This window comes from Microcoleus sp. D2_18a_B4, assembly GCF_036702475.1.
Taxonomy (GTDB): Bacteria; Cyanobacteriota; Cyanobacteriia; order Cyanobacteriales; family Microcoleaceae; genus Microcoleus.
This window is the reverse complement of sequence record NZ_JAUBTL010000036.1, coordinates 35,611-50,691: the sequence shown is the minus strand read 5'-3', so window position 1 is coordinate 50,691 and position 15,081 is coordinate 35,611. Positions and strand designations below refer to the sequence as shown.

General features: G+C 42.8%; 12 protein-coding genes. 4 read left to right on the top strand and 8 right to left on the bottom strand.

What is annotated here, in order from left to right:
• Positions 1-90: 90 nt before the first annotated feature.
• Entirely contained in the window at positions 91-273 is a 183-nt protein-coding gene (locus tag QUB04_RS20025; RefSeq protein ID WP_333287001.1) for a hypothetical protein, read from the bottom strand.
• A gap of 139 nt (positions 274-412) precedes the next feature.
• On the opposite strand from QUB04_RS20025, the gene QUB04_RS20020 reads away from it, so the two are divergent.
• Positions 413-637 carry a helix-turn-helix domain-containing protein gene (locus QUB04_RS20020; protein ID WP_333107432.1) on the top strand — a complete coding sequence of 75 codons (225 nt, stop codon included), beginning with the start codon at positions 413-415 and terminating at the stop codon, positions 635-637.
• A 66-nt stretch (positions 638-703) separates the two neighbouring features.
• Here QUB04_RS20020 and lipB read toward each other — a convergent pair whose 3' ends face one another.
• On the bottom strand, positions 704-1,387 hold the full coding sequence (lipB, locus tag QUB04_RS20015) for a lipoyl(octanoyl) transferase LipB (RefSeq protein WP_333286998.1): 684 nt from the start codon (positions 1,385-1,387) through the stop codon (positions 704-706).
• A gap of 152 nt (positions 1,388-1,539) precedes the next feature.
• Between lipB and hpf the strand changes: the two genes are divergently transcribed.
• Both hpf and QUB04_RS20005 read left to right on the top strand, forming a co-directional pair.
• Positions 1,540-2,193: a ribosome hibernation-promoting factor, HPF/YfiA family gene (gene hpf, locus QUB04_RS20010; RefSeq protein ID WP_333143055.1), complete on the top strand. Its 654-nt coding sequence runs from the start codon at positions 1,540-1,542 to the stop codon at positions 2,191-2,193.
• A 175-nt stretch (positions 2,194-2,368) separates the two neighbouring features.
• Positions 2,369-3,007, top strand: coding sequence for a Uma2 family endonuclease (locus tag QUB04_RS20005; RefSeq protein WP_333286996.1), 639 nt, complete (start codon positions 2,369-2,371; stop codon positions 3,005-3,007).
• A gap of 316 nt (positions 3,008-3,323) precedes the next feature.
• On the opposite strand, the gene QUB04_RS20000 is transcribed toward QUB04_RS20005, so the two are convergent.
• The 3 genes from QUB04_RS20000 to QUB04_RS19990 all read right to left on the bottom strand — a co-directional run bounded on the left by QUB04_RS20000 (position 3,324) and on the right by QUB04_RS19990 (position 6,105).
• Positions 3,324-3,782 carry a peroxiredoxin gene (locus QUB04_RS20000; RefSeq protein WP_333208814.1) on the bottom strand — a complete coding sequence of 153 codons (459 nt, stop codon included), beginning with the start codon at positions 3,780-3,782 and terminating at the stop codon, positions 3,324-3,326.
• A 476-nt stretch (positions 3,783-4,258) separates the two neighbouring features.
• Entirely contained in the window at positions 4,259-5,155 is an 897-nt protein-coding gene (locus QUB04_RS19995) for a metal ABC transporter permease (protein WP_333286994.1), read from the bottom strand.
• A 140-nt stretch (positions 5,156-5,295) separates the two neighbouring features.
• Positions 5,296-6,105, bottom strand: coding sequence for a metal ABC transporter ATP-binding protein (locus QUB04_RS19990; protein WP_333286992.1), 810 nt, complete (start codon positions 6,103-6,105; stop codon positions 5,296-5,298).
• Between the two features lie 102 nt (positions 6,106-6,207).
• On the opposite strand from QUB04_RS19990, the gene QUB04_RS32565 reads away from it, so the two are divergent.
• A complete protein-coding gene (locus QUB04_RS32565; protein ID WP_445301076.1) occupies positions 6,208-7,767 on the top strand; it encodes a metal ABC transporter substrate-binding protein in 1,560 nt (519 codons plus the stop codon).
• A gap of 269 nt (positions 7,768-8,036) precedes the next feature.
• Here the strand turns inward: QUB04_RS32565 and QUB04_RS19980 are convergent, their stop codons facing one another.
• The 3 genes from QUB04_RS19980 to QUB04_RS19970 are packed head-to-tail and all read right to left on the bottom strand — an operon-like array spanning position 8,037 to position 15,014.
• Positions 8,037-11,699 carry an ATP-binding protein gene (locus tag QUB04_RS19980; RefSeq protein WP_333286990.1) on the bottom strand — a complete coding sequence of 1,221 codons (3,663 nt, stop codon included), beginning with the start codon at positions 11,697-11,699 and terminating at the stop codon, positions 8,037-8,039.
• Entirely contained in the window at positions 11,699-14,731 is a 3,033-nt protein-coding gene (locus QUB04_RS19975; RefSeq protein ID WP_333286988.1) for a hypothetical protein, read from the bottom strand. The genes QUB04_RS19980 and QUB04_RS19975 overlap by 1 nt, the downstream gene beginning before the upstream one ends.
• A 13-nt stretch (positions 14,732-14,744) precedes the next feature.
• Complete coding sequence (locus QUB04_RS19970) at positions 14,745-15,014, bottom strand: YciI family protein (protein ID WP_190741349.1); 270 nt, start codon at positions 15,012-15,014, stop codon at positions 14,745-14,747.
• Positions 15,015-15,081: the final 67 nt, after the last annotated feature.

Here is a 15,081-nt window from a genome sequence, read left to right as displayed (position 1 = left end):
CAGTCTTAGTGACGTTATCGAGAGACTTGCTAGAGAGTTACCCAAAAATTCCATCAATGGGTAACTTTGTCTAAGAATCACGTTACAGCTTTAAACCCGCAAATCAACAATCGGATCGGTTGTTTGTCGGTGGGTGCGCCGGTAATTTCTTCGCGCAGGAGTTCGGGAACTGACTTTGGTTGTGATATCATGAGTTTTAACTACAAAATGGTCGGATAGCGATCGCCCTTGAGTTTTCGAGGCAAAGGGGCGATCGCTTTTCCGTTTGGACATTCTGAGTATAGCTCAGTTTCCCAAATTAGTCAACTGCCAACCTCAAATAATTTACCGTAGCGGTTAATTAAAGGATAGTGAAGGTTGCGGGATGGTAACATCAGCTTGCAAACTCCAGGCTATTAATTGAGCATCAACAGTGGTCATCCGTTGGAAATTGGCAGTTGTAATGGCCGAGCGAAATATCAGCAATAAAGAGTTGGCTGCTTTGGTGGGAATGCACCCAACTTCGTTTTCGAGACTCAAAACCCGCCGTCGCCTCACGAGAATTGACGAATCCACTCTCAATGCTCTGTGCAAAGCGCTAAACTGCCAACCGGGCGATTTAATGGTGTATGAGGAAGACGAGCCCGATCGCACTTAAAGAACCGAATGCGATCGTTAGGAGTAAGGTGGACAGCGACGCACCCTACACATTCGTGAAGCGAAGCTATCCCGTAGGGAATCGCACAATTTCCACTGCAAAAACGCGAGCAAACTCAGCGACAAGGATCGATCGCACTCGATCGACCTCAATTCCGGGGATAAACTGCTCTAAACTCCCAACAGGTTTATCTGGAATCCCGCAAGGTACAATTTGCCCAAAACCGGCCAGATCCGGACAAACATTTAAAGCAAAACCGTGCATCGTAATCCAGCGGCTGACTTTAATGCCGATCGCACCTACCTTGCACCCATCCACCCAAACCCCAGTCATACCGGGAACCCGCGAACCCTTCAACCCCAAAACTTCCAGCACCCCCAGCAGCACTTCCTCCAACTGCCGCAAATACCAGTGCAAATCAGGCTGGTGACGGCGCAAATTTAAAATCGGATAGCCCACCAATTGGCCCGGACAGTGGTAAGTCACCTCGCCGCCCCGCTCAACTCGGTGCAGTTCCGGCAGAGTTTGGCTTGGGTCAAATTTCAGAAATTCCAGCTTTGCTCCCATTCCCAAAGTGTAAACCGGCGGGTGTTCCAGCAAAATCAGGACATCTGGCAAATCTGGCTTGTCGCGGCGTTCTTGCACAAGTTTTTGCTGGATTTCCCAAGCTTGGGAGTAGGGAACTTGTCCCCAATCGAGGAGCAAGCAGGGTTGTGCATTTAACTGTTGAGGGATGAGAGGATAAATCATGCAAAAAAGTCAATAGTGTTATTACGGAATATTGGCGCAGTTTAAATCAAGAATTGTCAACATATAATAAAAGATTTGGAAGATAAGTGTTTTCGAGAATACATAGTGCTACTGTATAAAATATACCGAAGTTACAGAAGGGAGGGAGCTCTATGAAGCTTGTTATCCAGGGTAAAAATATAGAAATCACCGATGCGATTCGCGAGTACGTCAATCAAAAGGTTGAAAAGGCAGTTAGCCATTTTCAAAATTTGACTACAGAAGTGGACATACATCTATCGGTGGCTCGTAATCCCAGGATCAATCCTAAGCAGACTGCTGAGGTGACAATTTATGCTAACGGCAGCGTTATTCGGGCTGAAGAAAGCACGGAAAGCCTGTATGCCAGCATCGATTTGGTTGCCGACAAGATAGCTCGTCAACTGCGGAAATTTAAGGAAAAACGCCACGACAACAAGACCCACAGTAGTGTTAAAACGGTTACGGCAGTTGAAGAACATCCTGTAGTAGCGGATCTAATTGGCGATCGAACTCCCGAACTTCCTGCTGAGGTGGTACGGACTAAGTATTTTGCCATGCCTCCAATGACTGTGCAACAAGCTTTGGAACAATTGCAGATTATCGATCACGATTTCTATATGTTCCGTAATGCGGAAACAGACGAAATTAACGTACTCTACGAACGAAAGACTCACGGTGGCTATGGAGTTATCCAACCCCGTCACAGCAACGGTAACGGTAATAGCAAAAATGGCAAAACTGCCGAAAGCGCTACATCTGAAAAATCGAGTGTTGCGAAAAGCTAGATAATTGCTGAGTGCTAATTGTTAATGGCTGCAAGCCGTTAGCAAAAAAGGACTAAAGTCCTTACTACGAACCACGAGTTTTTAGTAAGGACTTTAGTCCTTTCTTGGTTTTTTAAGATAATGATTCGTAGTCACGACTTGCGTGATATTTCCTAGAGAAAACGGATGAACAATTATGCTATTGGAGTTAAGACAATTAAAGATTCAACCGGGTCAGCAATTACTGGTTGAGGATGTTAACTGGCAACAATTTGAAAGTATTTTGGCGGAATTGGGAGAACGTCGTGCTTCCCGACTTTCCTATAGTAACGGACGGTTAGAAATTATGGTTCCTCTGCCCGAACATGAAAAAGCCAAGGAAATTATTGGCGACATGGTAAAAATTTTGTTGGAAACACGACAAATAGCATTTGAGTCGTTAGGTTCCACAACGTTGAAAAATGAACGCATGAGTCAGGCTGTCGAACCGGATACCTGTTTTTACATCCAAAATCAAGCAGCCGTTATCGGTAAAAATCGCCTCGATATGAGTGTTGATCCGCCCCCAGACTTAGCTATAGAAATTGATCTCACCTCTCGCACGCAGTTGGATAATTATCAAATTCTAGGAGTGCCGGAACTTTGGCGATACGCACGGCGAGGGCTACAAATCAACGTCTTGCAAGCCGAACAATATATTGAGTCTGATGTTAGTCCTACTTTCCCCAATATCCCGATTGTCGAACTGGTGAATCAGTACACTCAGCAGAGTCAAGTTGCTGGTAGAACCCACGCTATTCAAGCTTTTAAAACTTGGGTACGGGAAAATCTCTAGTCTCAGAACTTTCTTCTTCACTAAAAACCCTTAGTTCGGAATCAGGAATTTAGTTTTTTATGGTTTTTTAGACAATGAGGCATGAGGACTTTTGCAGGGCGGTTTCATTTTCTTGTAGGGGCAAACCCCCCGTGGTTGCCCCGATGCCTGAAATTCCCCTGAAATCATCTGTGGCTGGGGGCGGGCACGGGGGCACCGCCCCTACAAAATCCTGGTTTTCCGTAGGGGCAATCCGACCCCTACTCCCCGTGGTTGCCCCGAAACAGCCCTGATTACTTTCGTCCTCACTACCAACAATATATTTAAGAAAGTCCATCTAACTTTTGATGGTTTCTAAAGTTTTGAGTGCTTCGGCAACGTGTGCTTTGAAGTCTAACATGGAGTCAAAAATATGCTTGACAACGCCTTCTTTGTCAATGACATAAGTTACTCTACCGGGCATAATCCACAGGGTAGCTGGAACTCCGTATAATTGCCGCACTTTGTTGCCGGTATCGCTCAGCAGTGTAAAGGGTAGCTGATATTTGGTGGCAAATTGCTGGTGTGATTGTTGGGTATCTTCGCTAATTCCTATGACTTCTGCACCTGCGTCTTTGAAGACTTCGTAACTATCTCGAAAAGCGCAAGCTTGAGTCGTGCATCCGGGTGTGTCGTCTTTGGGGTAAAAGTAGACTATGACGTTTTTTTTACCTTTAAAATCTTTGAGGCTGACTGATGTGCCAGTTTGAGATGGTAAGGTAAAATCGGGTGCGGTGTCTCCTACTTTGACGGTCATGTTTTTTTAACTTAGTAGAGCTGTTTGCGGGAAATTTTAACTTTTGTTATTGTACAGTTTTTTGTGACCAATAGTTCGCAGTTGCGATCGCCCGCTGCGACAGCCTCCCATTTTTGCTTTGTCGCACTCCTAAAAAAAACCGTTTTTACCAAATCTGGATGCAGCCGACGATTCGCAGTTACGCGGATTAATTGAAGAGGCTTTTTTGAAGCGCCCATCCACAGGGATTAACGAAGATTTTTATTAACAATGGGATGGGCGGCGCTGAAGCGTTACTACTGAGATGCTGCACCATTCTCAATAAGCCTTTTAGGAACAGGCAAGATGCCTGTTCCACAAGAAAATTCACTCTTTGTGGAACAGGCCGAAAAGCCTGTTAAGGGCCTGTTCCACAAGAAAATTCACTCTTTGTGGAACAGGCCGAAAAGCCTGTTCATGAGAATTGTGCAAGATGTGAGTTACTACAAAGTTATTTGTTATCGGCCTTTGGTTAAATTTTTCAATTCTCGCCAGATTGGAGGAATTTGGCCGGAGTGTGTGCGGGGCTGGGTGAGGATGCCTTGAGTGGGACTGAAGAGCAATGATAGCACAAATAACCCCGATGCAACTAAAACTATTGCGGGCCCGGATGGTAAGTTATAAAAGTAGCTGAGATACATTCCGCTAATGCTGGAAATAACTCCGATTATTGCGCCTAAAATCATTACTTGGTGCAGGCGAGTGACTAGGAGATAGGCGGTACTTGCGGGTGTAATTAATAGGGACAAAACTAGCACTACGCCAACGGCTTTGAGGCTGGCAACTATTGTGAGGGCGATGAGTACCATCAGTCCGAAGTTGAGCAGGTTTACTGGCAAACCTGTTGCTTGGGCTCCTAATGGATCGAATGTGTAAAATAGCAGTTCTTTGTAAAAGAATACTACAACTAATAAGACTACGGCGACTATGACGGCTGTGTCGATCGCATCTTGGGGGGTAACGCCGAGGATGTTGCCGAAAAGAAAGTGGTTGAGGTCGATTTTGTTGTCTTTTTGGACGATCGTAATTAGGGTGATGCCGAGGGCGAAGAATGCCGAAAATACGATGCCCATTGCGGCGTCTTCTTTGATTGTCGATCGAGCTTTGATCCAAGCTATGATTACTGTACTCAAAACTCCGGCAATGAAAGCACCGAGAAAGATGTTTGCTCCGAGAATAAATGCGATCGCCAATCCGGGCAAAACCGAGTGGCTGATGGCGTCTCCGAGCAAGGCCAGCCGCTGTACCATTAGGTAGCTGCCGACGATCGCGCAGACGATGCCGACGAGAATGGCAATTAGGAGCGATCGCTGCATGAATCCGTACTGCAACGGCTCAATTAAGGTTTGTATCATAAAACGATAAAATAACAGCTAATTAATGACTAACAACCAAAGCAACCCGGTTTTATCCGAGATTTATCGTTGCCAAACCCAATATTATCAAAGAAACCGGGATCGAGAGCGTAACTCCTACATTAATGACTGCTGGCTAATTAAGCTGCTTGTCCGGCAAAGAACATTACTTGTCCGCCGTAGGCGCGGTAAAGGTTTTCTTTTGTTAGCACTTCTTGGCGCGAACCAGCGGCAATCAGTTCTGTATTTAGCAAAATTAAATCGTCAAAATTGGTGATTGATTCGCCTAAGTCATGGTTGACTACTAAGACGATTTTCCCGGCATTTGCTAGCTCGTGGAAGATGTCAAAAATAATATTTTGAGTTTTTTGGTCAACGCCGACAAACGGCTCATCAAAGCAGAAAATAGCAGCTTCTTGCGCTAAGGCTCTAGCTAGAAATACTCGCTGTTGCTGTCCGCCGGAAAGTTGCCCGATCGGTCTGTCTTTGTAAGCACTCATGCCTACTCTTTCTAAGGCATCGGCAGCGGTGCGGCGGCTAGCTGCCGAGAAGCGGCGAAACCATCCGGCTTTTCTGACTCTTCCCATCATCACGACATCCCAAACGGTGGCGGGATAGTTCCAGTCAATTTGCGATCGCTGGGGCACGTAGGCTACTGTTTCGAGTCGATCGGCGATCGCTTCTTCGCCCCAGGTAACAGTGCCGCGATCGGCGGGAATTAAGCCCAACATTGCTTTGATTAGGGTGCTTTTGCCGGCACCGTTGGGGCCAATAATACCCGTCAGCCTTCCCGGTTTGACGGAAAGATTGATATCTCTGAGTGCCTCTACCGTGCGGTAGTTTACTGCTAAGTGCTTAACAGCGATAATTTCAGTGTCGGTAGCGCTGTCTTTGAGGTGGCAAACCATTTTAGACCAAGGATTCTCGTTGGGGAAGGCGGCGGTATTCATGGCGGTGAGTCTATCTCCTTTTTATTAAGTTTACTGTAAAAATGAAAAGAATATGAAATCATCGGTAAATAGGAATAATCTGGAACGCACGAGAGGTAGATAATGGGACAGTGCAAGCTCGAAACCCCTCAAACCATAGGTTTGGCGGCGAAAATCTCAAGTCGGTTAAAACTTATATCTTCCACCCTTCTCAATAACAGGCAAGATGCCTGTTCCACAAAGAGTGAGTTTTCTGGTGGGGTGGGCATCCTGCCCGTCAAGAAGGGGCAAGATGCCCGTTCCACAAAGAATCAGTTTTCCTGTGGCACAGGCATCTTGCCTGTTCCTAAGCAAGTTATTGAGAATGGTGTCAGATGTGACTTAAAACTGATATCTTCCACCCTTCTCAAGAACAGGCAAGATGCCTGTTCCACAAAGAATCAGTTTTCCTGTGGCACAGGCATCTTGCCTGTTCCTAAGCAAGTAATTGAGAATGGTGTCAGATGTGACTTAAAACTGATATCTTCCACCCTTCTCAAGAACGGGCAAGATGCCCGTTCCACAAAGAATCAGTTTTCTTGTGGAACAGGCATCTTGCCTGTTCCTAAGCAAGTAATTGAGAATGGTGCAAGATGTGAGTTAAAACCGACGGCAATTGTGAAGCAACTTGATAAAGGGGAGTTTAGCCGTGAGTCGGGGATGGAAACCGCCGCCCCTGGATGGGACAAGTCCAAGGCATTTTGGATTAGAACTATTGCTTGCGGCATTTTGACTGTGGGTTTATTTAGTTGCGCTCAAACCCAGGGCGATCGCCTCTCTCCAGAGGCAGATGCTAAACCCAAGGTAGTTGCTACCAGCACAATTATTGAGGATTTGACCGATCGACTAGCGGGCGACGAAATTCAGTTAACAGGAATTTTGCAGCCGGGAACAGATCCTCACGTTTACGAACCGGTGCCAAAAGATTCTCAAGCTTTAGAACAAGCTAACTTAATTTTGTATAACGGTTACAATTTGGAACCGGGATTAATTAGGATGATGAATGCCGCCGGAATTAAGGCGCGGAAATTAGCAGTGGGGGAAGTCGTCAAGCCTTTGCTACTGAATAAACAAGGCAATACTGTACCCGATCCGCACGTTTGGGGAAATGTGGAAAATGTAGTTCAAATGGTGGAAGCAATTCGGGATGCGCTAATCGAACTGTCGCCGGAAGATCGGGAGAAGTTTACGCAGAATGCTGTGAAACTTACTGAAGAGTTAAAACGTTTGGATAGTTGGATCGAAAAAGAGATTAAAACTATTCCCGAAAAGCAGCGCAAATTAGTCACAAGTCACGATGCTTTTCAATATTACAGCCGCGCCTACGGATTGGGAGAGGCTAACAGTTTGATCGGGATTAGTACCGAGGAACAGCCGAGCGCTCAAACGGTGCAAAAGTTAGTAGAATCGGTGAAATCTGCGGGAGTTCCTGCTATTTTTGCTGAGACTACAATTAACCCGCAACTGATTAGAACAGTGGCGGAGGAAGCGGGGGTGAAATTGGCGGCGCAGCAACTTTATTCGGATTCGATTGGGGCACCCGGAAGCGAGGGCGATTCTTATGTGAAAATGATGTCGGCTAATACTCGCGCCATCGTCGAAGCTTTGGGGGGGAAATACACGCCGTTTGAAGTTAGCAAGTAGCAAGTATAGCCTTTCTCGGTAACATGAGGTACCCGACGTGCATAGGGCATAGGGCATAGGGCATAGGGCATACCTCACCACGCTTGAAAACCGCTATATGGTGCGTCAGAATAGTTTTATTTTCTGTGCGGATAGGGTGACAGCTAACTGATAGCCGTTTCCAACAAGAATGCAACTGTAGGTAATATCTAAACCCCAATAGTCATCCTTGATTCCCAATCTAAAATCTAAAATCTAAAATCTAAAATCGTCTGACGCACCTACAAGTTTCAGTTTACCTGCTTCGACAAAATTAAATTGAGTACGTTCAATTCGTTGGAACTTAAAAGATATTTATCTGTAAAAATCTTTTCTCGACTTTGCTCTAAACTGTAGCTTCTAAACACAATAAATGGGAAGTCTTGATACTTGTGCCCGATCGGCATTACACTATCTACAGGGTAGATCGATCGCACATAAGCCGACAAAATATCCCGAAACCGCCTATCTTCCGGTTCTTCCAGCTTGCTGTCAGCAAAATACTCCTGCATTTCCTCAGCGCTGACAAAAGCAAACAGCGGTATGGCATAATAGCGATCGAACTGCTGACTCTGCTCTTCAAAATACTGAGTTTTCTCCACATCGCTGTTGAGAAATTGCAATAACTCGATCGCACCTCCTCTTATAGCCGATATTACATTCTCCGGGGACGAATCGCTATCCCTAATTAGACGCATTTTGTGCAGCAACTTCTTCTCTAGACATTCCTTGATTTCTCGATGAAGCCGAATCTGATATGTTTCTACCAAAGTGCGATCGGCTAGAGGTACGATCAACAAACTACCGCAAACATGACCGAGTTCTAAATTATCATAGCTCAACAAACCATCAAGAGGATTGCACTTCTCCAAAAATTTACGATTAAAATCCTCCCGCATTTCCAGATAGAAATCGCTCTTTTGACGAGAATTATCAGAAGTTTTCAAAACATAATCCCCGCGACTCAAAAGCTGTTCCAGGCTCGTATAAACCTCCTTAAACAACATATTTCCTCGCTGGCTCTCGCTCTTTAATGTCTTAATAAGAGCCGCCATTTTGCTGCTAAAAGTATCCCCGACTGCGGAAACCGACTTACCGCCGATGGGAATCATCAAAAACTTTTCCCTACCTAAATAACCGTATCCCGAAATTCGCGTCATCACCGCCGTCTTCAGAATTAGCAGTAAATTCAACAAACTCAATTTGCTTTCTTGCAGGGAAAGTTCCGCATCATCAGCGTAATAAACTGCGGTATCAGATAGGTAAAAAACCAATTGTTTGTCTTCACCATCAAGGGTTTTACCGTTGTCATATTCTCCCCGTCCCCGATAAATCACCTGTATGATTTCCATCAGATTTTTCTCAATTTGGAAGCGGGGAATATCCACTAAAATATGCTTAGTTTTCGGGAAAGAAAGTCCACGACTTCCCGATGCAGTCATAAAGATTACTTTAGCTGTATTTTTGTATTTCTGTATTTTTTCTTTCTCCTCTTCCGAGATATTCGCGTGAATTTCCAGATAATCGGTAAACTGCTCAAACTTTTCGCGACTATCTTTAATTTTTTCAATTAATTCTGCCAATCTTTGCTTGTTCTGAATGTATACTATAATTTGTTCTACACCTGGGATTGCTAATCGCTGAGTGATATCCTCAATTATTTCAGATTGTACCCGCTTTACTAAATTAGTATTCTGTTTTAAAGGCGCATTTTCACTGTATTTAACAGTTTCGACAAATACCTTATAAGTTATCTCTAAACTGCGCGCAGGGTAGGAATTCGCATTAATCACCTTTGCAGCTAGATTGTTAAATTTAAAAGGAATAACTTGTAAAGGTTGAATTTCTTCCGAATCTTTCGCTAACTTTTTAAAATAGATTTTGTCCGGTTCCGGTGACGTGTTATCAAGGTGTTGTTTGATGACATCGCAGTCCACAATCGAAGCATCTGCGACAATAATTTTAGTATTAAAGCCGTGTTCTCGCTTGTGTAACTCATGTTTTTTGACAATCTTAGCAATTCCGGCTAAAAACTCAACCCCACCATCATCTCCCGTAATTTCATCTATCATAATGAAAATATGTTTGATACGACGGGATATTTCTTGCATCTTAGCGGAAATGACCCGTTTGTCCCGTTTATTGTAAGTATCTTGAAAAATTTTATCTAAATGCTCTAGGGTATTTTGTCGGTTTTCTTTCATCTTCACCGATTGAATAGAAACGGTAGCTACGATATTATTAGATACCTGGCAATTTATCAGCGCGTATATACCTTCGCAAATACTCTTAAGCACTCCATTTCCTTTGGAATTAATGGGTTTAATTACTGTTTCTCCCTTTTTTTCAAGTTCTGATTGATGATATTCCGTCCTCTGAATTCCTGAATCATCCTTGAGGAAGCGAACAGTTTTTTTTGTCAAATCGTCGCGATAGCTATTCGATGCGTACTTGACGGTACAGTGTCCTGAATTACTTTTGATGATATCGGCGTTAGTGTTGATACAAAATAATCGATTGTCGCACAGCAAACCAGTATTTTTATCTTGAAATTTTTCGAGAATATCTAAGTTTACTTGCTTGCGGGGACTTACGTACAGGAATAAGAAACCGTCCTCGATATGGCTTTTGAGGAAATTGGCGATCGCAGTTGTTTTCCCTATTCCCGGATTCCCCGTCAAAAAGATATAAGTTTCATCAGACTGAAGCGCTTTCACAATCAATTCAGCGTGAGCATTTCGCAGGTCTAATCCGCGAGAAATTTGCAAGTCATCTGCCAGTTTATCTGATATAATATCTATTGAATTAACAAAATTCTCGATTGTCTCTGTATGACATACAGGTTCAGTGGCATTTTTCCCAATTCCTAACAGAGAATCGACAAATTTTCTGCCTTCTTTGAAACTGCGAGCCCCGTTGAGTTGAATCACATCCAAAACTTCGCTGCGAGCATCGCTGATTTCTTGCTTCCTAGATTCATTTTTGTAAATTTCAGAACAAGTTGCTAACAGCTTAAGTTTGTCCGTGCGTAGGGAAATTGTGCTAATATTGCGATCGCCATAACCAACCACATTAAACAAAACCTCAGCATCACTTGAAATTATACCTGTTTGTTGCAAAAATCCATAGAAGCTGTGAGCGTAGCTACCCGCCTGAATCAGCTTAGCGCTTTCCTTATCCTTATACTTAAAAGCTGTAAAAAAGCGTTTTAAATCCTCCGAGAAATCCACACCTAAAGTGCTGGTATCCATCCGCAGATTAGAAAAAACACTTTTCGATCGCAAATAGCTAATTTCTCGGAGCAAAGACTTCCGCATCACCTCTATTTCGTTCAAATTCTCGACTTTTTCCGAAGCCAACGGGGGAGTAAACACAGATAAATCAACGCACAGAATTCTAAAATCCTTACCATTCTGTAACAAAAGCAGGGTATCAGCTTGCAAAAACTCGCCTTTTTCCTTGTAGCGACGGATGTAGGAGTTAATTTCATCGCCTGATAAATTAGGTTTCGCAGTTTTCAACTGACATAATACCTCTTTAAATCCTGCTTTTGCATCCTTATTATAAGTTCTGATACTGTTAGCATCGCTAAAACTGCACTGACAGTACAAAATCTTCACCAAATTTAAATTCCAGCCAGTAGATTTGATGTACTCCCGGAAAAAATTCAACCCACCTAAAAAGCCTTTTTGAACAAAAAATAAACTCCATTTTTCAACAATTTTAGCATCCAAACTACCGAGCAAATTAGCTTCTCTAGTAATTTCCGCCATCATCTTTGGCAATTTGAGTTTCTGCAAATCTAGACGATAGGAATCCCCGAAATTATGAGCTATATTTTCCCGCTGAATATATGCCAGAATGCCGATATTGAATCCTACTTCAAACAGCCGCCCAAAATCTTCACCGATCATTATTTTGTACCTCTCTCACCGACATTTAATACTTCTCTTACCTTATTCAAAAAAGCCAGCGAGTTAAACTCAGCATTCCCGCCCGGATGACTAAACACAGATAAAGCACCAACGGATTCATCACCGATAATCTGCTCGTAGGGGTCAACTTTAAAACTCATATCTTTTTTGCGAGCTTCATAGCGATAAAAGTGAAAAATTGTCAAATAATGTAGCAACGTATCTTTAATAGCACCGTCGTAAATTAACCCTTGGTGAAGGTCTTGATCGTCCAGAATTCCGTCGTATATATGCAACAGAGTCGAGTAGGAAATCACACCGTTATAAAAGTTTTTCTCCTCCTTTACCTTAAGTCCGTTAAACAAGTTAAAAAACATTACAGCTTGTTGACTGGTATCTGCAAACAAGCTCGAAAGCTCCATAGCATCCTGAATGTAAAAAGGTTTTCCCTTATCACCTAGGAAACTGCGGACATAGTATTTATCAAAAAACATCGGATAAATTTTGATATCTCGTCGCTCTCCCTTCAAAGTTCGGAGCAATTTTTTTGACATAAAAGACAATTCCTCGTCTTCCTCAGTCTTTGTAATATGCAGCGTACTCATGTAAGGTGCTTGCGAAATATATGCGAAATTCCGATATCCTTGCTGATAAAGCTGACTCATTGCATCTTCAAGGATTAACGGCTCAGTATAAAGGCGGCTGACACTGTAATTCTCGGAAAAAGTTTTCAGCACTTTGACTTCAATTGCATCGTCTTCGAGGCGATTAATCCCAATAGCTTCTCCGATTAAACTAGCTGTTCTTTGGAAGCGGTTTTTATTACTTCTTTTAGCATCACTGTCGCGACTGGAAACAACAATGATTGCTAAATTATCTAACTCTGGAGATAACTGCACATTGCTAAATTTAAATTTTTTAGGCAGAATTGAATACATTGAACTCAAACCGTTATGAACTTTGTAACTATTTGGATCTTCTCTAATACGAAATCCCTGAGAAGTTGAGCGTTGTTTTTCACTCAAAATGTGAGATAATGTTTTGGAAAGGTTAGCCATAAATTTTTCTGAGGGCGAAGGGTGTTTGTCGTCACCTTCATGCAGCCTCACCATCGGAATAAATAAGTTTTTTGCAGTATTTTCGAGTAAAACTCTCAGGCAGATATAAGACAGCAGCAACATCGTAAATTTATACACAAAAGCCGCCGCAGGTGGTAAACCTTTATCACCGCTGTCTAGTCGTTTGTCGTCATAAGGAAACAAAACTAATTTTGTTAAAAAATGCTGGCTGTAAATTTTTCTCGAACGATCGGCTTTAGGTGCTGAAAGCATCGGCAAAATATCGACACCTTTGATATTGTATTCCATGCTGAAATTTTGGCGTTCATCAGTAGGAAAATAGCGGACATCTTCGATAGTAATATTTATCGGTAGCTGACAGATTGCTGTTTCATCAACACTAGGCTGTTCGACGACAATATAATGCAGTGTCTGCTTGTAATTTCGATCCAGAACTTCATTAAAAAATTTACCATTATCCAAAATATTGTCAATGTCTTCTAACAGACCTCTTTTGAGGTTTACGTGTCGCGTTTCTGTGCGGCTTGGCAAAATTGTCTGGCGTTCGATAAAGCCTTTCAGCATTCTTTTAAGATGGGTGATTTTATGTTTAACATTAACCTGCTTAAAGCGTGTGATAAAATTTCGGAAAAGTCTTTTTTTGATTTCCTCATTATCACGATTTAATACATCTTTCATGAGTTGCTCAAAAGCCGGAATAGGATTAAATTCAAGTTCCAATTCAGGGTTATAATTTGGCGAGCCTGGAGTGTGGGGAGATGCAAACACACAGTGATACAAAAATGCTATTTTTAACACTTTGCGGACGAAGGTTTCGGTATTAGCATCTTCGGTAAGTTCTGCTTTGTGTTCCTCACTATCGGGATTTAGCAGATTCAGATGATATTCAAATACGTCCTTTCCACCGCGCGCTTGAACTGGGTTGTCTAATTTTAGTTTGAGACCAAATATAAATTTACGTTCGTTCCGATGATTGTCCGTGCTTTCTCCCAAGTAACCTTCTACCAGGGGAATAATTGGCAGCGCATCTAAAAATTCCGATCGCGCAAAAATCTCTCTGTAATTAACTCTAACACCAGCATAATTGGCAGCATACTCGCCATCGGATTTATTACTGTCGTTGATGTAATCTTCTATCAATCTGAGACGACGAATCAAATCTTTTAAATAGATGATTCCTACAGTATCTGTGCTGCTAGCGCTGATGTGTTCCAGCAGATACTCCAAATAAGTAATCTTGGCTTCTTTGTTAATTTTTCCTAGGGTTTCTTTGTCAACCAGTCGGAGCAGTTTATGAAAATCCGAGTATTCATTATTAACCATCTCATCAAGACGCTGGTTCAGTTCTTGCCTATCGTTGCTATTCTCGGCATTTTCCCTAATGTAGTTTTCTAAACCCTCCTTTAGCTGTTGTTGAAAAATATCGGTATTTCGCACAGCAATAGTCAATTTATGCAGTTTTAAAGTCCCAGGACTTCCAGAAACCCGGCGTTCCAAAGTTAGCTTTTCTTTTTCTAAAGAAGTGTGGCGAGTACCAAAATCGTATTTGAGACCTAGCTTTTTGCCGTCTCCCTGAAAAGAGGATGAATCTAAAGGAGTGATTAAGCTAGCGACAAACTTTTCAATTGAAGTATTTTGTGGGAGCAATTTAGATGCTAAGTGCTGCCGCAAACACTCTTTAATCTGCCTGACTCGATCGCCAAAAATCTCCTCAACTTCCGGCGGAAAATTAACCGTAGCAGCATCTGCTTGACGTTCATAGGAACCCAATGGTGTCGGCACTTGCATTTTTGCAACATCAGCAGCGATCGCATCAATATCGACGATCAGACGGCGGCGGTCATCTGATATATTAAACGGGTTTTTCGATTGCAAAACTTCTAAAATCTTGTCCAGCAAATCGCCATAGTCCACTGGAACTAAATCGCTGTCACCCAATGTTAAGCGGTTCACCCTGTTCACCCCTTCAAAAAGCTTGAATCCACTCTTTCACATCGTACTCAGTCCAAACCCCATTTACCCAATAAGGATCGGCTTCCACCAATTGTCGCACGGCCGCCTCATCTTCCGCTTCGTAAATTGCAAAAACTTTTGTTAAATCTTTCGTGGGCCCGATCGTACTTAACACACCCGATTCCTTCTGCTTAGCCAATCCGGCTAAATGAGCATCTCGAAACGGAGCGCGTTTTTCGAGAACGTCTTCGCAGTAACTTCCCCACATCACATATTTGGTCACGGTTTTGAGCCTTAGATGAATTTGTTTAAAAGTTATTGTACAATAAGAGTAAGAGGATTTAACGAAA